Source organism: Bacteroides rodentium JCM 16496 (assembly GCF_000614125.1).
Taxonomy (GTDB): domain Bacteria; phylum Bacteroidota; class Bacteroidia; order Bacteroidales; family Bacteroidaceae; genus Bacteroides; species Bacteroides rodentium.
In genome coordinates, this window is the sequence record NZ_BAKJ01000004.1 from 40,897 (window position 1) to 61,405 (window position 20,509).

General features: G+C 47.5%; 15 protein-coding genes and 3 pseudogenes. 5 read left to right on the forward strand and 13 right to left on the reverse strand.

Annotated elements, in window-relative coordinates; translation table 11 throughout:
• Window positions 1-49: 49 nt before the first annotated feature.
• A pseudogene (gene dnaB / locus JCM16496_RS02575) lies at window positions 50-1,620 on the reverse strand (replicative DNA helicase).
• Between the two features lie 213 nt (window positions 1,621-1,833).
• Here dnaB and ispE point away from each other — a divergent pair.
• Both ispE and JCM16496_RS02585 read left to right on the forward strand, forming a co-directional pair.
• Window positions 1,834-2,665 (forward strand): annotated as a pseudogene (gene ispE, locus JCM16496_RS02580) (4-(cytidine 5'-diphospho)-2-C-methyl-D-erythritol kinase).
• Between the two features lie 83 nt (window positions 2,666-2,748).
• Complete coding sequence (locus tag JCM16496_RS02585) at window positions 2,749-3,243, forward strand: PepSY-like domain-containing protein (RefSeq protein WP_025832128.1); 495 nt, start codon at window positions 2,749-2,751, stop codon at window positions 3,241-3,243.
• Between the two features lie 69 nt (window positions 3,244-3,312).
• On the opposite strand, the gene JCM16496_RS25190 is transcribed toward JCM16496_RS02585, so the two are convergent.
• The 3 genes from JCM16496_RS25190 to JCM16496_RS02595 all read right to left on the reverse strand — a co-directional run bounded on the left by JCM16496_RS25190 (window position 3,313) and on the right by JCM16496_RS02595 (window position 6,137).
• Window positions 3,313-3,642 (reverse strand): hypothetical protein, encoded by a 330-nt coding sequence (locus JCM16496_RS25190; protein WP_439644506.1) that lies wholly within the window; start codon window positions 3,640-3,642, stop codon window positions 3,313-3,315.
• A complete protein-coding gene (gene purT, locus JCM16496_RS02590) occupies window positions 3,636-4,478 on the reverse strand; it encodes a formate-dependent phosphoribosylglycinamide formyltransferase (RefSeq protein WP_439644507.1) in 843 nt (280 codons plus the stop codon). The genes JCM16496_RS25190 and purT overlap by 7 nt, the downstream gene beginning before the upstream one ends.
• A 141-nt stretch (window positions 4,479-4,619) precedes the next feature.
• Window positions 4,620-6,137 (reverse strand): DUF4301 family protein, encoded by a 1,518-nt coding sequence (locus JCM16496_RS02595; RefSeq protein ID WP_025832130.1) that lies wholly within the window; start codon window positions 6,135-6,137, stop codon window positions 4,620-4,622.
• A gap of 105 nt (window positions 6,138-6,242) precedes the next feature.
• Here JCM16496_RS02595 and JCM16496_RS02600 point away from each other — a divergent pair, with 105 nt between their 5' ends.
• Both JCM16496_RS02600 and JCM16496_RS02605 read left to right on the forward strand, forming a co-directional pair.
• Window positions 6,243-8,462 carry a RelA/SpoT family protein gene (locus JCM16496_RS02600; RefSeq protein ID WP_025832132.1) on the forward strand — a complete coding sequence of 740 codons (2,220 nt, stop codon included), beginning with the start codon at window positions 6,243-6,245 and terminating at the stop codon, window positions 8,460-8,462.
• A 20-nt stretch (window positions 8,463-8,482) separates the two neighbouring features.
• Complete coding sequence (locus JCM16496_RS02605; RefSeq protein WP_025832133.1) at window positions 8,483-8,854, forward strand: diacylglycerol kinase family protein; 372 nt, start codon at window positions 8,483-8,485, stop codon at window positions 8,852-8,854.
• Here the strand turns inward: JCM16496_RS02605 and JCM16496_RS02610 are convergent.
• The 3 genes from JCM16496_RS02610 to JCM16496_RS02620 all read right to left on the reverse strand — a co-directional run bounded on the left by JCM16496_RS02610 (window position 8,830) and on the right by JCM16496_RS02620 (window position 11,326).
• Window positions 8,830-9,807, reverse strand: a complete 978-nt coding sequence (locus tag JCM16496_RS02610; RefSeq protein ID WP_025832136.1) for an MFS transporter — start codon at window positions 9,805-9,807, stop codon at window positions 8,830-8,832. The two genes, JCM16496_RS02605 and JCM16496_RS02610, sit on opposite strands and share 25 nt — an antisense overlap.
• Complete coding sequence (gene panB, locus JCM16496_RS02615; RefSeq protein ID WP_025832138.1) at window positions 9,788-10,609, reverse strand: 3-methyl-2-oxobutanoate hydroxymethyltransferase; 822 nt, start codon at window positions 10,607-10,609, stop codon at window positions 9,788-9,790. Before panB ends, JCM16496_RS02610 begins: the two co-directional genes overlap by 20 nt.
• 69 nt (window positions 10,610-10,678) lie before the next feature.
• Window positions 10,679-11,326, reverse strand: coding sequence for an HAD family hydrolase (locus JCM16496_RS02620; RefSeq protein ID WP_025832140.1), 648 nt, complete (start codon window positions 11,324-11,326; stop codon window positions 10,679-10,681).
• A gap of 118 nt (window positions 11,327-11,444) precedes the next feature.
• Here JCM16496_RS02620 and JCM16496_RS02625 point away from each other — a divergent pair.
• Window positions 11,445-12,787: pseudogene (locus tag JCM16496_RS02625) on the forward strand (MATE family efflux transporter).
• On the opposite strand, the gene JCM16496_RS02630 reads toward JCM16496_RS02625, so the two are convergent.
• The 6 genes from JCM16496_RS02630 to JCM16496_RS02650 form a co-directional block, all read right to left on the reverse strand.
• On the reverse strand, window positions 12,767-13,105 hold the full coding sequence (locus tag JCM16496_RS02630) for a type II toxin-antitoxin system PemK/MazF family toxin (protein WP_244440197.1): 339 nt from the start codon (window positions 13,103-13,105) through the stop codon (window positions 12,767-12,769). The pseudogene JCM16496_RS02625 and the gene JCM16496_RS02630 overlap by 21 nt on opposite strands.
• Entirely contained in the window at window positions 13,078-13,341 is a 264-nt protein-coding gene (locus tag JCM16496_RS02635; RefSeq protein WP_025832144.1) for an AbrB/MazE/SpoVT family DNA-binding domain-containing protein, read from the reverse strand. The genes JCM16496_RS02630 and JCM16496_RS02635 overlap by 28 nt, the downstream gene beginning before the upstream one ends.
• A 161-nt stretch (window positions 13,342-13,502) precedes the next feature.
• Window positions 13,503-15,806 carry an ABC transporter permease gene (locus tag JCM16496_RS02640; protein WP_025832145.1) on the reverse strand — a complete coding sequence of 768 codons (2,304 nt, stop codon included), beginning with the start codon at window positions 15,804-15,806 and terminating at the stop codon, window positions 13,503-13,505.
• A gap of 19 nt (window positions 15,807-15,825) precedes the next feature.
• Entirely contained in the window at window positions 15,826-16,593 is a 768-nt protein-coding gene (locus tag JCM16496_RS23320) for an ABC transporter permease (RefSeq protein WP_244440198.1), read from the reverse strand.
• On the reverse strand, window positions 16,559-18,148 hold the full coding sequence (locus tag JCM16496_RS02645) for an ABC transporter permease (RefSeq protein WP_244440199.1): 1,590 nt from the start codon (window positions 18,146-18,148) through the stop codon (window positions 16,559-16,561). Before JCM16496_RS02645 ends, JCM16496_RS23320 begins: the two co-directional genes overlap by 35 nt.
• 50 nt (window positions 18,149-18,198) lie before the next feature.
• Window positions 18,199-20,502 (reverse strand): ABC transporter permease, encoded by a 2,304-nt coding sequence (locus JCM16496_RS02650; protein ID WP_025832147.1) that lies wholly within the window; start codon window positions 20,500-20,502, stop codon window positions 18,199-18,201.
• Between the last annotated feature and the right edge of the window lie 7 nt (window positions 20,503-20,509).

The window sequence follows — 20,509 nt, forward strand, 5'->3', positions numbered from 1 at the left end:
ATGAAAGTGTTCATATACTTTTGACACATTCATCCCCATAAAAAATACATCAGAAAGGCAATGGCCCGTCCGACCCCACACCTCCAAACGGGTTGTCCGTCTGTGGCGGAAAGTCTGCAGCCGATGGAGGTGGCGGTGTCGCCGTGCTTCCGATAGGCGCATTCATACGTGAACCGAATGTAGCTCCTCCACCCTCCGTCGGAGGTGGGATGACCATATCATCTTCCGGATTCTGGAAACGGGTATACTGCCCGATAAATCTCAGACGCACATCCCCCACGGCACCGTTACGGTGCTTTGCTATGATGATTTCTGCCATACCGCGCAAGTCACTGCCATCGGCAGAAGTATAAATCTTGTAATATTCGGGACGGTGAATGAAGCACACCATATCGGCATCCTGCTCGATGGCACCGGATTCACGTAGGTCACTCAACTGGGGACGCTTGCCTTCCTCGCCTTCACGGTTCTCCACACCACGGTTCAACTGCGACAGAGCGATGATAGGAATGTTCAGCTCCTTGGCCAAACCTTTCAATGAACGCGAAATGGTACTAACTTCTTCCTGACGGCTACCGAAAGACATTCCGCTTGCATTCATCAGCTGAAGGTAGTCGATGATGATAATCTTCACTCCGTGTTCACGTACCAGACGCCGTGCCTTCGTACGGAGTTCGAATACCGACAAAGAAGGCGTATCGTCCACATAAAGCGGAGCATCCAGCAAATCACGCAGTTTGTAATCCAACTGCTGCCATTCATAGTCCGCCAACTGGCCACTCTTGATTTTCTCACTCGGAATCTCGCACACGTTGGATATCAAACGGTTCACCAGCTGCACGTTACTCATTTCAAGCGAGAACAGCGCTACGGGATTGCGGAAATTCACGGCAATGTTTTTCGCCATGGAAAGTACGAATGCCGTTTTACCCATGGCAGGACGGGCTGCAATAATGATGAGGTCGGACTTCTGCCATCCGGAAGTCATCTTGTCCAGCTTGGTATACCCACTTTCCAAGCCACTCAAACCATCGGTACGGGCAGCAGCTTTCTGAATCAAATCATAGGCTTCGGCAATGACAGGATTAATTTGTGTATAATCCTTCTTCATGTTCTGCTGGGAAATCTCGAACAGTTTTCCTTCGGCCTCCTGCATCAAATCGTCCACGTCCAGCGTCTCGTCGAAAGCCTTGCTCTGGATATTACTGGTAAAAGTAATCAATTCACGTGCCAAAGCTTTCTGTGCAATGATACGTGCATGGTATTCGATGTGTGCAGAAGATGCCACCTTACTGCTAAGTTGGGTAATATAGAACGGGCCGCCCACTTCCTCCAATTCTCCCCGCTTGGAAAGCTGTTCCTTCACGGTGAGGATGTCGACCGGCTTCTGATTCACGGCCAAATCGGTAATAGCGGAATATATCAACTGATGTCTATGCTCATAGAATGACTCCGGACGAAGAATTTCGCTTACCAGCGAATAAGCGTCCTTCTCAATCATCAAGGCTCCCAAGACAGCTTCTTCCAGCTCCGGCGCTTGCGGTGGATACGTCCGTAGTCTGTTACGGGCTGTGGTGCCTTTCCTTTCGGAGTACGGGATGTTCTTCTTTGTTCTGCCACTTTAAGAATTAAAAATTGAAAATTAAAAATTAAATGAACTTCCCTTTCAGAAAGGGGAAGCAAAGATAAGCGAATTTATTTATAAGCGGTAAATAAATCATTGCTAAGTTTTCAATCTACTATGAACAGAAATCACTAACTTTGTCTTCGGAAGCTGCACTCCAATAGCTTCCCCTTTTAATTTTAAATTATTAATTCTTAATTTTCAACGCCATGCTGACTTTTCCAAATGCCAAAATAAACCTGGGACTGAATATCACAGAGAAGCGTCCGGACGGATACCATAATCTGGAAACCATTTTCTATCCGGTTCCCATAGAAGATGCTTTGGAAATCAATATCTTGAACGAAGGAAACGGAAAGTTCCGTCTGCATCAGGCAGGTCTGGAAATTGAGGGAGAAGCAGAGAGTAACCTGGTAGTGAAAGCCTACAAGTTGCTGGATGACCGGTTCAACCTTCCTCCGGTAGATATTCATCTCTTCAAGCATATTCCTCGGGAGCCGGACTGGGTGGCGGTTCGGCCGATGCAGCTTCATGCTGAAGCTTCTGAATAATAAGTTTGAACTCGGACTGCCGGATGACACACTGGAAGAGTATGCCGCCAAGCTGGGGGCCGATTGTGCCTTCTTCATCAGAAACCGTCCGACATACGCAGAAGGTATCGGAAACATATTTTCTCCCCTTCCCCTCTCACTGAAAGGATATCGGATATGGTTGGTGAAGCCGGACATTTTCGTCTCTACACGGGATGCCTTTGCAAAAATAAAACCGCATCACCCGGAAATGTCTCTGAAAGAAATTGCCCAACTTCCCGTAGAAGAATGGAACGGACGAATGGTCAATGACTTTGAAGAAAGCGTATTCCCCCAATTCCCGGCTATCGGAGAAATCAAGGAAGAGATGTACCGGCAAGGAGCTGTATATGCCTCCATGAGTGGTTCGGGGTCATCTGTTTACGGATTATTCAAGGAAGATGCCGTATTGCCGGAAGTGGATTTCGGAAAAAAAGCTTTTGTATACAAAGGCCGGTTCACTGATATTTAAAAGTGCATCAACCAATATACTGATTTCCGGAAACAAAAACACAACAAGGTTGTTCTTACAGAAAACTCAAAACAACCTTGATTATGAAAAAGTTCAAATTCGGTATTCTGGCAGGACTACTTGTCTTGCTGTCGGTGTCCGCTTTTGCGGAAGGACGTCTTCCTGCAAATATACAAACAGCTTTTCAAAGGCTCTATCCTCAAGCAACGGATGTGGAATGGGAGCAAATGGCCGGTTGCTACGTGGCAGAATTTATTGCAGATGGTCAGGAAATTGATGTCTGGTTCAATAAACAAGCGGAGTGGGTCATGACTGAAACGGATGTAGAGTCACTGGAAAAAGTGCCGCCTCCCGTGGCAGAAGCATTCATGAGCAGTACAATGGCCGGCATGAAGTTAAGGGACGTAAGAATCATCACCTTTCCCAAACATCCCACAGTGATTATCATTGAGGTGGAACAATACAATTCCGATGAAGAATTCCAACTGTTCTATGCTCCGGATGGGAAACTATTACAAAGCCTCGATGTAACAGAACTTGGAGGAGAGATTTATCCCGGACTCTTTTTCAATGATTAATACTGACGATTGGTGATTTGTCGATGGTATCCATTCATCAATAAATCACCAATCATTCATCACTAATCATTAATATACCTCTACTCTATCAGCAATACGCTTCGCTTTGTCGCGCAGCGTGTCAAGGTCACTGTCAAGAGGTGCATAGCACAGCACTACACCCATACGGCGGTTTACGCGGGCAGTAGGCTTGCCGAAAATACGCAGATAAGTATCCTCTTCTTTCGCAACCTCTTCCATGCCACGATAATTGGGACGTTCCTGACTGGCTATCGGAGAGAGGATGACAGCACTGGCTCCCATACGCTCCTGCTTGATGCCAGGGATAGGCAGACCAAGCACCGCACGACAGTGCAATTCAAACTCATTCAGATTCTGGGTTCCGGCCAGAGTTACCATACCCGTATCATGCGGACGTGGAGAGAGTTCGGAGAAATAGACACCGTTCTCATGCTGAGAAAGAATTCCACTCCCCACAATCCGGCACCGGTCAAGGCACGGGTCACTTTCTCTGCCATATCCTGCGCCTCCCTTAGATGGGCAGGGTCAATATGAGCAGGCTGGAAGCTTTCGCGATAATCCCCACCCTTCTGCACATGGCCGATAGGCGGGCAGAACAAGGTCGGGCCATTCTTCTGCGTTACGGTGAGCAGTGTTATCTCACTGTCGAACTTGATGAACTCTTCAATGATAAGTTCTTTGATGTCTCCACGGCTACCATTACAGCCATACTCCCAGGCATGCTCCAGTTCGTCGGCACTCTTTACGAGAGACTGGCCTTTGCCGGAAGAGGACATCAGCGGTTTCACCACACACGGGAAACCTATTTTTTCAGCAGCAGCTTTCAGTTCATCCAGAGATTTGGCATAAAAATATTTAGCAGTTTTCAATCCCAACTCTTTAGCTGCAAGGTCACGTATGGCTTTACGGTTCATGGTAAAGTTCACGGCGCGTGCACTGGGCACTACCTGAATGCCTTCTTTCTCGAAATCATACAGACGTTCCGTACGGATAGCCTCAATTTCCGGAACAATAATATCCGGCTGGTGTTTGCGCACTACACGTTCCAAAGCATCTCCATCGAGCATGCTGAATACCTCACATTCATCTGCCACTTGCATGGCAGGCGCTCCGGCATACGAGTCGCAAGCAATGATATACTGGCCCTTACGTTGGGCGGAAATAACAAACTCCTTGCCCAACTCACCGGAACCTAACAATAAAATCTTTTTCATCCTACCTATTTATTTACTATTTGACGATTTACAATTTACTATTTAACACTATACAATCAGACGATTTACTACTTACCATCCGCCACCCGATTATAGCGCAGCAAAATAGTAAATAGTAAATCGTCCAATAGTAAAATCCCCTTATTGGTGTTGTTCTCTCAACAAGTCATTCACCGTCTTTACCGGATTGAATGTAGTCAGAGGCACTTCTACAAATACTGTGTTCCAATCACTCATGGCTCCGTTCCACAAACCGGGAAGTTCAAGCGCTTTCAGGTCCTTGCCGTTCTTGGACTTATAGGAGATGAAGCCTGTCGCTTTGTCCACATACTTCACAAGATTGAACTTATGTCCTTTATAGTCACGTACGGCGCAAACCAAATCCACCGGATTGAAGTGGGTACCCTTTTCAAACATTTCCTTCTTTTCCGGGTCGCCCATATCAATCTGCGAACTTTCCAGAATCTGCAGAGAGATAGTACCGTCACTGTTGTATGCCAGGAACGGACCTCCACCCGGTTCGCCTACATTCTTCACCATACCGCAAACACGCATCGGACGGTTCAGCTTCTCTTTCAGATATATAACCAACTCGGCATCTTCCAGATTCTTTGTCTCCGGATTCTTGCAATAGAGTTGTTTCTGCAGGAATTGCAGGATTTCAAGAATTTGTTCGTGTGTATATTTCCCGCTGTCAAGCAACTGCAAATAGGCAAATGCCTGCTGCTGCAAAGCTACCAGTACACCGGCAATCAGTTTCTTATATAATACGGTGTCACCTTTCAGCTTGTCGGGTACCACATTGTCTATATTCTTTATGAAGATAATATCCGCATCAAGGTCGTTCAAGTTTTCAATCAAGGCGCCATGACCGCCGGGACGGAACAACAATTTGCCATTGTCTCGGAAGGGGTTGTTCTCCATATCGGCGGCAATGGTATCGGTACTCGGCTTCTGTTCTGAAAAAGAGATGTTATAATCCACCCCATACTTCTTTGCATAAGCGGCAGCCTTTTCGTCTACCAAAGCCTTGAACAAGGCACGATGTTCGGGCGAAACCGTGAAATGCACATTCACCTTACCGTTCTTATTGGCAGCATACAATGCTCCTTCTACCAAGTGCTCTTCCAATGGCGTGCGGCTGCCGTCTTCATACTTATGGAACTTCAGCAATCCTTTGGGCAGAGCGCCATAGTTCAATCCGGCTGCTTCGAGCAGGGCAGCAACAACCGCCTTGTAGTTTCCGGCGGCAACCAAAGCCGATATATCCTTTCCGGCAGTCCTCTGGCAAGCGGTATTCAAGTCATCATAGAAGGCAAACTTCTCTATTTTCTCAAAGAAAGTCTTTTCAAAGCTTGTCTGGGGAGTGTCATAGTCTGCCCCGAGAAATTCAAACAAGTTCTTGAACATACGGCTGGCAGCACCCGAAGCAGGCACAAACTTCACTACCACTTTATCGGTTTGTGTATATGCCTCCCAGGCATCCAGGTATTTCTTCTGTTCATCCGTATCCGGAGCCAGTATACCCTTTTCTACAGAAGCGGCGGCAGACAGCTTCAAGTATGGAAAACCTTTTTCGAAACAAGCCAACTGTTCGGCTATTTGTTCTTCGGAGATGCCTTTCTTTTCGAGCAACTCTTTGTCTTGCGGTGTTATCATAATATCTTGTTTTATTAATTCATGCCCAAAAATACAAAAAAAGCAGAACTACGGTCAAGAAAATGAAGAAAAAACTTACCTTTGAAGCATAAAATACGGACGATTATGGAAACTGATGAATTTTTCACTATCAAAGAGAAAGATTTACTCTTCTCGCTCTACCGCAAACTGTTGCAACTTTCCGGAGAAACCCTCCAGAAGGGAGACTGCAAAAAGCTGAAAACACATCTTGTCAATACTATACAGAACAACCGTATCCAGCGTGATATATTCGGTTTGAATCCCGTCATCAAAGATATGCAGACGGCTGTCATCGTGGCGGAAGAAATCGGAATGAAACGTGCTTCTATCCTGGGACTCATGCTGCACGACTCCGTGCGCTGCGGCACTTGCACTGCTCTTGAAGTGGAGCAAATCTATGGCGAGGATGTGGCAGGCATCATCCGGGGATTGATACGTGTAAACGAACTTTATTCCAAAAGCCCTACCATCGAGTCCGAGAATTTCCGCAACCTGTTGCTGACTTTCGCCGAGGACATGCGTGTCATTCTCATTATGATTGCCGACCGCGTAAACATCATGCGGCAAATCAAGGAGTGCGAAAATGACGAAGCCCGCCGACAGGTAGCCAATGAGGCCGCTTATCTCTATGCTCCCCTGGCCCATAAGCTGGGACTATACAAGCTGAAGTCGGAACTGGAGGACCTCTCGCTGAAATATACCGAAAAAGAGGTTTACTATCATATCAAGGACAAGCTGAACGAGACAAAGGCATCACGCGACAAGTACATCGCCTCTTTCATTGCACCGGTACAAAAGAAACTGGAAGACGCCGGACTAAAGTTCCACATTAAAGGACGCACCAAGTCCATCCACTCCATCTACCAGAAAATGAAGAAGCAGAAATGCCCCTTCGAAGGCGTGTATGACCTGTTCGCCATCCGTGTCATTCTGGATTCCTGCCTGGAAAAAGAGAAACTGGAATGCTGGCAAGCCTACTCCATTGTGACAGACATGTACCAGCCCAACCCGAAACGGCTACGTGACTGGCTGTCAGTGCCCAAGAGTAACGGCTACGAATCACTGCACATCACCGTGATGGGTCCCGAAGGCAAGTGGGTGGAAGTACAGATACGTACCGAACGCATGGATGATATTGCCGAACGCGGTCTGGCTGCCCACTGGCGATATAAGGGCGTAAAAGGTGAATCCGGACTGGACGAATGGCTGACTTCCGTACGCGAAGCCCTGGAGAACTCGGACAGCAACGGGCTGGAAACCATGGACCGGTTCAAACTGGATTTGTACGAGGACGAAGTATTTGTATTTACCCCCAAAGGTGATTTGTTCAAACTTGCCAAAGGCTCCACCGTGCTCGATTTTGCGTTCCACATTCATAGCAAACTGGGTTGCAAATGCATCGGTGCAAAAGTGAACGGTAAGAATGTACAGCTGAAGCAAATGCTGCATAGCGGTGACCAGGTGGAGATTATGACATCGAATACGCAGACGCCCAAGCAGGACTGGCTGAACATCGTAACCACCTCCAAGGCACGTACTAAAATACGCCAGGCATTGAAAGAAATGGCCGCACGCCAGCATGCCTTCGCCAAAGAGACTTTGGAACGCAAGTTCAAGAACCGGAAGATAGAGTATGATGAAGGAACCATGATGCGCCTCATCAAGCGCCTCGGTTTCAAGATAGTGACCGACTTCTATCAGGCCATAGCCGATGGAGAACTGGATGTCAACGAGATTATAGACAAATACCAGGAACAGCAAAGACGGGAAAATGATACGCGCGACGAGATAACCTATCGCAGCGCCGAAGGCTACAACCTGCAGCAGGGCATGCCTGAAGAAATAGGTACCAAAGAAGATGTACTCGTCATCGACCAGAACTTGAAAGGCCTGGATTTCAAGCTGGCACGCTGCTGCAATCCCATCTATGGAGATGATGTATTCGGCTTTGTCAGTGTGACGGGAGGCATCAAGATACACCGTTGCGACTGTCCCAATGCCAGTGACTTGCATTCACGTTTCGGCTACCGCATCGTGAAGGCACGTTGGGCGGGAAAGTCACAAGGTACACAGTACCCCATCACCCTGCGTGTAGTAGGGCATGATGATATCGGTATCGTGACCAACATCACTTCCATCATTTCCAAAGAAACGGGCATTACTTTGAGAAGCATCGGCATTGACTCGCATGACGGACTGTTCTCCGGAACACTGACCATCATGGTGAGCGATACGGGGCATCTGGAAGCGCTCATCAAGAAACTGAGAACGGTAAAAGGAGTGAAACAAGTTTCAAGGAATTAATGTATTAGCACATTAAAAGCATGCAGTACGACTTTAAAAAGCAGTTGCGCAGTTTCGGCTATGCCTGGAAAGGTATCCGGTGCTGCGTAGGAAAAGAACAGAACCTGATCTTCCATCTGATTGCTACGGTACTCACCGTAATTGCCGGATTCTTATTGGACATTGCCCGGAGCGATTGGATGATTGTCATTCTCTGCATCGGAGTGGTGATAGCAGCCGAGCTGTTCAATACCGCCATTGAGAAGCTGGTCGACCTGGTGTCTCCCCAACAGCATCCCGTGGCAGGGCAAGTAAAAGACATAGCCGCCGGAGCAGTACTGGTATGTGCTGCAACGGCGGCCATTATAGGATTGATTGTATTTATCCCTTACCTCACCCGCTTCTTCTTATAATAAGGATAGGTCAGCAGCACAAAGAAAAATACGGCAAGCATAGCAGCAACAGATGCCACATGGTATATCTGCGCTTGGTCCATCAGGTGGCAAGCCACAGCCATGCCCACCAGCAGCCCTGCTTCCATAAACAAATGGCAAGTGGTGTTTGCCGTTCCACGCTGGCAGTGGTGTGACAACTTGACAAACATCTTCATGAACGGGACTGTAATGAACACCAATACAGCCAATGCCGCCAATGACCAGTAATCGCCCACAAACATCAGTGGCAGCAACGCTCCCGGTACAAAAGCAATCAGCAGCATATTGATGGCAGGCACCCATGCACGCGGCAATAAGAAACGGTCCATATTGCACAGCGACACGCCTATCGGAGCACGGAAAGCCACATATACCCTCGATGCGAAAAATATGCTGGCCAGTCCGGCTGCTACGGACAGATAGGTCACCATACGGAAACCATACATCTTATACATTCCAATGCCCAACACAACACCCACCAGCATGCCCAAGCGTGCAGCCCATGCATATACCATGTTTCCTGCGCTGCGGCGCGCGGATGTCGTTATGTCGATAGCCACCGTAATACCCGCTGTGGTTGCCAGCCCGAAACATGCTCCCTGCACAGCGGCAAGCAGCAGAAATTTCGTATAACCATCCACAAAGGCATATCCCAGAACAGCCGCCAGCATAATGAGTGTGGAGTAAAGGAGCACATGCTTCCTTTTATATTCATCGACCAGATAGGCATGGAAAGGACCGACAGCAAACATGGCCACCGCAAAGACCAGAAACATGCTGCCCGCCTGCCCGGCGGAAACACCCAACTGCTCTCCCATCACAAAAGGAAGCAAAGGGAAAAGCATATAGACGGATATGAACAGCAACAGATTTGCCGTACATATCCGCCAGAAATTGAGTGTCATGAGTTTGTTAGTACTGTTCTTTCTCATTCGGGAAATCTAAGTTCTTCACATCGGATACATAACGGCTGATGGCATCCGTCATCACTGTATGCAGGTCGGCATAGCGACGCAGGAAACGGGGACGGAAACCGTTGTTCATACCCAGCATATCCTGAACCACCAGCACCTGGCCGTCCACATCGCCACCGGCACCGATGCCTATAACGGGTATAGTCAGCTCGCTTGCCACGCGGGCAGCCAATGCGGCAGGAATCTTCTCCAATACCAGTCCGAAGCATCCGGCTTCTTCCAGCAAATGCGCATCGCGTACCAGTTTCTCGGCTTCGGCATCATCCTTGGCACGGACAGTATATGTTCCATACTTATTGATGGATTGGGGCATCAGTCCGAGATGTCCCATGATAGGAATACCGGCGCTGAGGATACGTTTCACCGTACCGATGATTTCCTCGCCTCCCTCCAGTTTGAGGGCGTCGGCATGGCTTTCTTTCATAATACGGATAGCGGAAGCCAATCCCTCCAGTTCGTTGCCCTGATAAGAGCCGAAAGGCATGTCGACGATGACCATGGCACGCTTCACACCGCGAACCACGGATTTGCCATGATAAATCATCTGGTCGAGCGTGATGGGAAGCGTGGTGACATTGCCTGCCATTACATTGGAAGCGGAATCTCCCACCAGAATCACGTCTACACCGGCACCGTCTACAATCTGCGCCATAGTGTAGTCATAAGATGTCAGCATTGATATCTTTTCGCCTCTTTGCTTCATTTCAACAAGGCGATGTGTAGTCACTTTACGAGTGTCGTCTGAAATATAACCCATGATAGTATTTACAATTTGACAATTTACAATTACTCAATTTAATTTTCGGCGCAAAGGTAATCCTTTTTCTGATTACTTGTGCAATTGAGTTAATTTATCGTAAGTGAATCCCTGAAAGTCATCCAATACATAATGACACAACGGAGCTATGTCTTCACGCGCATTGGTGGTTGCCAACCCTATGACGGTAGCTCCTGAAGCCATGCCGGCTTTCAGCCCGTTGAAGGAATCCTCGAATACATATGTTGTGTCGGGAGTTGTGCCGAAAACCTCCATACCCAACAGAAAACAATCCGGTGCAGGCTTGGAAGCCGTAAACATCTCGGCCGTAAGGATACGGTCGAAAAGAGTCTTTATTTCGGGATGAACCCGATAGACAGCTGCCATCTTCGCTTCGTTGGAGCTGGTCACTACGGCAGTTTTCACCCCATTCCGGTGCAGGTCGGCAATGAAGTCAAGCACTCCGGGAATAAAGTCGAATGACATTTCCTGTTCAAAGCGGTTCAGCCGTTCGGTAATTTCGGCCTGCTCCTCCACCATGCCCGGAAAGAAGGTGTCATAAATATAGACCAGCGTCTGGCCCTTCACCCTGCCTTCAATGTCATCCATACCCAAATACTGCTTTCCCATTTCATGCCAGAAGTGACTGTACTGTGTTTCCGTGTCTACCACCACGCCGTCGAAATCAAAAAGTACGGCGGTTGCTTTTGTTGTGTCCATAAACTTTCTTTTACCTAAATCTGTTAATACCAAAACATTATAGTGCACAAAGGTGAGAATAATCTGCGAATCAAACAAATATTTCTTACCTTTGTACTCCTTAATTGACTCATATCAAATGAACAACCCGCATATATTAGGAACCGAGCGCATTGGCAAACTGCTTGTGCAGTATTCCATTCCGGCTATTATAGGCATGACGATTACCTCGTTGTACAACATCATCGACAGCATTTTCATCGGCCATGGCGTAGGTCCCATGGGCATTGCCGGGCTTGCCATCACCTTCCCTCTGATGAATCTGGTCGTGGCTTTCTGTACAATGGTATCGGCAGGCGGCTCCACCATTTCGTCCATCCGGCTGGGACAGAAAGACCTGGACGGGGCTACCGAAGTCCTGGGAAACACACTGATGTTCTGCCTGGTCAATGCATTCATATTCGGTGGCATCTCATTTATATTCCTGGATGATATTCTGCGCTTCTTCGGTGCCAGCAATGAGACGTTGCCATATGCCCGCGACTTTATGCAGGTGATATTACTGGGTACCCCCGTCACTTATACCATGATTGGCTTGAACAATATCATGCGTGCCACGGGATATCCCAAGAAAGCGATGCTCACGTCTATGGTAACGGTAGTCTGCAACATAATCCTCGCTCCCATTTTCATCTTCCAGTTCGACTGGGGAATACGGGGAGCTGCAACGGCGACGGTCATCTCGCAGTTCATCGGCATGGTGTGGGTAGTGAGCCATTTCCTGCAAAAGACAAGTGTGGTACGTCTGCAACGGGGGTTCTGGAAGATGAAGAAACGCATCATCAGCAGTATATTATCCATCGGCATGTCACCGTTCCTGATGAACGTCACGGCATGTGTCATTGTGATTATCGTAAACAACAGCCTCCAACAGTACGGAGGCGATATGGCCATCGGGGCATATGGCATTATCAACCGACTGCTGGTACTCTATGTAATGACTGTATTGGGGCTGACGATGGGAATGCAACCGATTGTAGCTATAACTTCGGTGCGCAAAAGCACGACCGTGTGAAGGCCACCCTGCGCCTGACCATCATTGCCGGAGTATGTATCACCAGTACCGGCTTCCTTATCTGCGAATTGTTCCCCCATGCCATATCCGCCATCTTTACCAGTGATGAAGAGTTGATAGACATTGCTTCCAGAGGCGTACGCATTGCCGTAGCCATATTCCCGTTGGTAGGCGCACAGATTGTCATCGGCAATTTCTTCCAAAGCATCGGGAAGGCGAAAATCAGCATCTTCTTGTCGCTGACACGCCAATTACTGTATCTGTTGCCGGGACTACTGATATTCCCGCATTACTTTGGGCTGGACGGCATCTGGATATGTATGCCGGTATCGGACTTCTTTGCTTTTGTGACGGCAGCGGTGGCACTGTGGATATATGTAAAGAGCTCACTCAAACATCTGGCGTAAAACTTCCTTCATCTGCTTTATTTCAGACTTTCTTAAAGAAGAAACATATTTCCCTATACGAGATTTATCTACCGTCTTCAACTGGTCTATGGCTGCCTCTCCCTCCTTGTCAGCTACAAGGCAACGCACTCTGAAGGGATAATTGCGGATTGTAGAAGTCAGCGGTACTATTATCACGGTATTAAGATGCCTATTCAGCTCGTCCGGACTCACCACAATACAAGGGCGAGTCTTCTTTATCTCGCTTCCTTTGGTAGGGTCCAGATTAACCCAATACACACTGAAACGTTCTATTTCATCTTCTCGTCCCATGTCCATTCCTCCAAGTTTTCATCTTCAAAAATATCCGGTACCAATAGTTCATCATCACCCGAAACGTGCATCTCTTTAGCCGCTTCCTCCCAACCTTGACGGGGAGCAGGCTTTATGACTATCGAACCGTTTTCGGCAGAGATTTGCACGGACGACTTCAAGGATAAGTTCAACTCCTTCAGCACAGAGCTGGGAAGGATAACCCCCTTACTATTTCCTATATTAATAATATTTGCTCTCATTACGTTATAACCTTTCATTTGTTCTGATGCAAATATAGCACTTTATGTTATAACAAACAAATTGTTCGAAAATATATCATTCATTCAGCCCAAACACATCATCTATTCGCCCCAAACAGATGGTCTGTCTACCCCAAACACATGATGTAGTTGCGGCAACTTTATTCGCTCTTGATGCTCTTTACCGGATTTTCATTGGCAATGCACCATGCCTTCAATACCACGGTAGCAACGATAAACAACAGCAACAGACAACCTACAAGAATATATCCGCCTATAGGGAATGGCACAACATCAGAGAACTGGCTCGCCCAAAGCTTTCCGGCCCGGCATGCTCCCCAAATACCTATGGCGACAGACGGAATGGCCAGCCAAAGCACATCTCTTGACAATAACAGCAAAATACTTTCCGTCTCCGCGCCATTCACTTTACGGATGGCAATCTCTTTTGAACGCAGGCGGATTTCATCATTCACATAGCCTATCAGCCCCATCAGAATGATAAAGAGTATGGTCAACGAAACCAGCAGGGTGACATCACGAAATACCCGTACAGACTCGGCATAACTGCGCATTTCTTGCTCCACCGAACGGAATACGAGGCTTTTCTGAGGATAAATCCGATGCATCTCTTCATTGAGGCGGGCGAGATTTTCATCCAATGGCTCTTTGAGGCGAACATGCAGGGTGGCAGCTGTCTTCCCCGTCCATTCCACCATCACCGGCAAATTATCGTTGGGCATATCGGCAAAACTGAAACTGTCAAACAGCCCGACAACAGTGCCATAATCATTCACCCGCTTGCCTACGGGGCTGTCTGTCCAATTCATCTTCTCACAAAAGACACTGTTGACAAGCAACTGACCTTCTCCCGTCAAGTTATGCCCCTCTTTCAGTCTCAGACCAATGAAAGGAAGAAAATCACTGTCGAACCAGGTATTGCGAGGATAGAAAAGCTCGTTACCCTGATTGTCAAGAATTGGCTGGTTAGAACCGAACCACAATATAGGACGTTCTGCCGAAGCAACCCCTTCCACATAAGGCAAACTGCCGACAATACTGCGCAGGCTATTGCCATCCACTTCCCGCTGGGTGATATATGCCACACGTTCGGGACGCCAACCACGGTCACGCGTCGTTACATAACTGTACTGTGAAACGACCATCAGCATCATCCCCAGAATGAATGCCGCTCCGATGAACTGAACAAAAAGCAGTATCCGTTTCCAGCCGCGACGTCCGGAAGTATAGCGGCGGAACACTTGTGTCACCGGAATACGAGCGAAAAGCATGGCAGGCAGGCAACCACCTAAAATAAACAGTAACAGTATCACCGACAATGGTGCCCAAAGATTCTGCCAGTCAAAAAGAACACTGAGAGGTACAGCTGCCAATTCTTCCATTTTTTCGTGGAAAATATACACCAGCAGCCCGATGAGCAGCAAGGCAAGCCCTACTACTATAGCAGTCTCTACCATGAACATGGAAAAGATGCTACTTCCCGAAGCACCGCTGCATTTGTGTACACCGATGGCCTTGGCACGCTGTGTCAGCGAAGCCACGGAAACGAGTACATAGTTCAATGCGGTCGTAAAAAGCAGTACGATACCCAGGAAGAACATAATCCAAATCATCTTCCGTACTTGAGGAGTCTCGACATGCAGATTATGGATAGGGACAATACGTACGCTCAATTCCAAACCACTTTCCGGTGGAATATGACGGGCAATAGCTATGGACATACGCTCATTCAGCCAATCAGCATCCTGCGGACTACGCAGCCTGAGATAACCGTCGTAGTTTCCACCGCTCTGCCAACCCAGGTCCCACTTCAGATGCCGCCCAATAGTAGGAAAAGAAATGATTGCCTCGGGACGTCTCTCCAAAGAAGTGTTCAACGGAATATCGGCAAAGATACCCTTCACGAGCAGTGTAGTCTGATATCCCCAAAAATCATAACGCAGTGTTTTCCCTATCGGATTTTCGTCACCGAAGGCCTCCTTTGCTGACTTGGCGGAAAGGAATACGACATCCGGACCCGCCAAATCCTGTGGATTGCCTTCTATCATCTCCAAACCGAGTACAGAAAAATAAAGTGTATCTGCCATCACCGTGGACATATCTAATTGACGCTCACCCAACTGGAAACTATTGTCAAAAAGCGAACAGCTCACTGTGCTACTTTCCACTTGTTCAGGAAACTCTTCGGCAATGGCAGCCGGAATCGGAATGATGGTAAAGCGACTTTCTCCCCCTTCCAACACTCCATTTTTCAGCCAACCCGTCTTCACAATATAAAGGTTATCCGATTCATGATAAAAGTTATCAAAACTCAACTCGAATGCAATCCGTGCAAATAGAAATACAGACATCAGCAGTCCTAATGCCAAAGATACAATCTTAATGGCATTGGAGCCTTGCTTGTGCAACAAGCTTTGCAATGTATAATAAATGTGCCTCCTCATAATTTCCTGAAGTTATTTTTTATTCACTCTTAATGCTCTTTACCGGATTCTCATTAGCTATATGCCATGCTTTGACTACCACCACCAATACAATGAGTGCCAGCAAACAAATGCCCAACAGCACAAACCATCCAACGGAAAGTAAGGAGCTGTCCGGAAACTGCTCCATCCAGATACCCGAAATATACCAAGCAAAGACAATTCCAATAATCACAGCACCGGCAGCTACCTTTAGAATGCCTACCGACAGTAAACGGAGAATATCAAAAGCCTCTCCTCCATTCACCTTACGGACGGCAATCTCTTTGGAACGGCGCTGTGTCTCGTCACTGACGTAGCCTATCAAACCCATCAGGACGATAAACAAAATGCAAATACTCGTAGCACACACTATGTTCCGGAACCGCAATACACTTTCATTCTTCACTTCACGTATCCGTTCATAGGTCTTGAACTCCAACGAACAAGTAGGGAATGCCTCGCTCACCATTTCGTTCAACCGCTTTACATTCTCCTCCACCGGTTCCTTTATACGGACGTTAAACACACGCACCCCTTTTTCATTATAGATGAAAGCCGTATTTGTCAGTTCCTCAAAGAAACCCATATTGCGAATATCATCTACCACTCCTACCACCGTAATCGGTCCGTCCATTTTCATCCAAGAGAGGTCGATAGGTATTTTCTTCCCTATGGGCTCATTGCCCCATTTCATCGTTTCCACCATCTTCCTGCCTACCACCGCTTCACCTTCATGCTGCGGCCACGAACCCTCTACCAATTCCATGCCCATTACCTCCGAAATATTTTCCGATGAACTGATAATGCAACAAGTCAATGGAGTTGCCTTGTACATCCCTCAACATAGCGGTATTGTACGTTTGCAGCATACCGAATGTTGTGAATGCCACAGCTTCCACATAAGGCTCCCTACGAATGGCATCGGCTACATTCCTGCCCGATTTCATATCTCCCGACAAATCCGCCATGACAAGTCCGGACGTACGGAAACCCACACTACGCTTCATCAAATCGCGGTACTGCAAAACGGTAGTAAACAGCATGCCCAGTATAAAGGCAATACCCGCAAACTGCACAAACAGCAGCCCCCGCTTCCACGAACGCTTGTTTTCCGTATAACGGCGGAAAACCTGTGTCACGGGGATGCGGGCATACATATATCCCGGAAGGACACCTGCCACCAGAAAAAGCAGCAACACCGTCGATACCGGCACATACATGTTCTCCATAGTGAATACATCGGCCAGACGGGAACCAACCATATCCTGAATAATGTCACTGAACAGTTGCATCAACAATACACAACAGCCCACAGAAATCAAAACAATCAATCCCGTTTCCCACATGAACAAGCCCAATATATGCCCGCTACTTGCACCACTGCATTTATGTACTCCTACAGATTTGGCACGGCGATTCATGGAGGCAATGGCAGCCAGCACATAATTCATGATGGAAACAAAGAAAATGGAGAAACCCAATACCCCCAGAATCAATAGCCTACGTATATTATCCGGATAACTGAGATAGACATTGGGCAATGCCATTACACTGAATTCCAGATATTCCGTATCTCCCAGACGAGTGTCCATAAACTGCTCCACAGCTTTCTGTATTCCTTGATTCATAGTGGACACGTCCTCCGCATGCTTCAAACGGAAAAGAATATAATAAATATTGTTCTGTTTCCACGTTCCTCTACCGTAACGCCACTCAAAGGCCTCCAATGAAAGTAATACATTATGCGGCAATATAGTATTCCCCGGTACATCCTGGTAAACACCCCGCACTGTCACATTAAACTCTTTCTCCACCGAAATTTCTTTCCCTATAGGGTCCTCATCGCCAAATAATTCATGAGCCTTGCTTTGTGAAAGAAAGGCATTGTTGCCGTTTATCAAGTCATGCGGGTCTCCTTTCAGTACTTGCAGGCCTACTGTCTGCAAGTAAAGTGTATCGACAAACAAAACTTGCACATCGTCCAGATGCTTATTGTTTACATACAGTCTTGGCTGCCAAAAATCAACAGACCGGCTGGCACATTCCACCAAATCCGGAAATGTCTCCCAAATGTCGGTAGCAGCCGGACGAAAAGTACCATTGTCATATTCCTCGGACGGAACACCGTCCTTCACGCTTTGCAGACGCAGCAACGCCACCCGTTCCGGCTCTTTGTAGAAGCTCTCGTAACTAAGTTCATAAGCAATCTGAGAAAAAAGAAGAATTCCCACCAACAAGCCCAAGGTCAGAGAGAAGAGTTTGACGAAATTTCCCCCGCGACCGCGCAGCAATGTTTGTATCGTATAATATAGTTGTCTCATAATATCATTTCAATTTACTCTTGTCGTCCATAATCAAATATGATTACAGTTTATTCACTCTTAATACTGTCTACCGGATTCTCATTGGCAATCCGCCATGCCTTGAATACTACACAACCGATGATGAGCAATAGTACAATGCATGCAATAAGCAAGAATCCGCAGATACCAAAATCCACTCCCTCCACAAACTGCTCTATCCAGACACCGCCTATATACCAGGCTCCCAGCCCTCCAAGAAAAACGGCCGGCAAGGATATCCAGAATATATCCTTCGAGAAAAGCCGGAGAATGGATGACGCTTCCGCACCATTCACTTTACGGATGGCAATTTCCTTGCTGCGGCGTTGTATCTCGTCATTGATGTAGCCAATCAACCCCATTAACGTAACAAAAAGGATGGTTATGGCAGCCAGTAAAGCTGCATTACGGAAATCCGTGACGGTACTGTTCTGGTCGTCAATGACCTTTTGGAACGAGGAAAATACAATGTCACGGGTGGGAAACAGCTTTTCCATGTCTTCGTTCAAACGCTTGAGGTTATCGTCAAAAGGCTCTTTCAGACGCAATTGGATGTTTCCGGAAAATCGGTCAAGATAAGTTGCATACATAGGTTGCACCGCCACATAAGCGGCATTGGATGTGGCAAAGTCTTTCAGTACACCTACAATATTGCCCGCTATGCGATCGCCGTTGCGCACTTGCCTGCCTATCGGTTTATCTTCCCAATGCATCATTTTCAAAAATGTTTCATTGACCAATATCTGCCCAGGGGCATCCATATTCTTGCCTTCCGCAAGTTCCAACTTCATAAACAGGGCATAGTCCTTGCCAAATTCCACCCAGCGCATGCTCATCCACTGCCCGTTATCAGTCGTAACCCCTTCTCCGCTCAATCCGTCTGTAAGAAGATTACCGCTACAAGCTCCATCTTCCACATAAGGCAAAGAAAGCATCACACTACGATTGACATCGCTTTCCTCATCCGAGTCAAAGGATACGCCCGAAGCATAAGCCACCCGGTGGTAATCGAATCCACGTTCTTTATGGGTGATGTAATGGCTCTGCATAAGCACCAGCCCCAACAAGCCGAAAATAAAGGAGGTACCGGCAAACTGCACAAACAAGAGCGGACGTTTCCAGCCTTTCTTGCCTTCGGTGTACCGGCGGAAAACCTGCGTCACCGGAATGCGGGCAAAAAGCTGCCCAGGCAACATGCCGCCTATCATAAACAAAATGACTATCACTGAAAGCGGTGCCCAAATGTTTTCCCAAGAGAAAAGACCGGCAAGACTAACGTCGAGCATGTCTTCCAACGGCTCACGGAAATTAAATAGAAGCAGCGCTACAAGCAGCAAGGAAGAAAGCATGATGACTCCGGTCTCCCATAAGAACATACCGAAAATAGTTCCCGTATTTGCCCCACTACATTTATGTACGCCTATGGCTTTGGCACGACGGTTCATGGCTGAGATGGAAATAAGCACATAATTCATCGCCACAATAAAAAGTATGGCGGTTCCCAGCGTCAACAGAATCCATACCATACGCATGGTACTGATACCAAATTCCATACGGTAGTCCTTTATCGGAACCAGACTGATAAACACATCATCGCTCTTGCGCACCTGCTCGGCAAGTTTCTCTATTCGGGTGTTCACATCGTCCAGTTGCACTCCCGGGCGCAGACGGACAAAGGACATATAGCCATCTCCACCTCCCCATCCCCAGTATCCCCAATGATGCTTGAAGGAGGTGGCCAAAGACATCACGACACCACTTCCATAGAAACTGGAGTTTTCGGGAAAATCCTCAAAAATGCCCTTCACGGTCATTGGCATCTGCTTGTTATAGACCACCGTCTGCCCGATGGGATTTTTATCGGCAAACATGCTGCCGGCCAGCTCCCTGCTGATGAAGACCACCTCCGGATTATTCAGCTCGCGAGGGTCTCCACTGACAACATCAATGCCCATAGTGGCAAAGAAACAGGAATCGGCCGTCATGGCATTGGTCTGGAAACGGCGTTCATTGGCAAACCAAGCCGAATTGCTCCACCATTGCTGGGTGACGGTAACACTCTCCACCTCGTCAGGCAGGTTTTCGGCAATGGTACCAGCCACCGGTCCAAGAGTTATGTGCGAAGTATGATACTCGTTGTTGTAATACCATACTGTCTTGACAAGACACAAACGTTCATGGTCCTTGTAGCAGGTATCATAATTGAGCTCGAATGCCTGACGGGAAAAAATGAGGATACTGACTGCCAACCCCAGTCCCAGGGAAACAATCTTGATGAAGTTGGAGCCTTTTCCTCGTATCAATGTCTGGAGAGTGTAATATAGTTGTCTCATGGAAGTT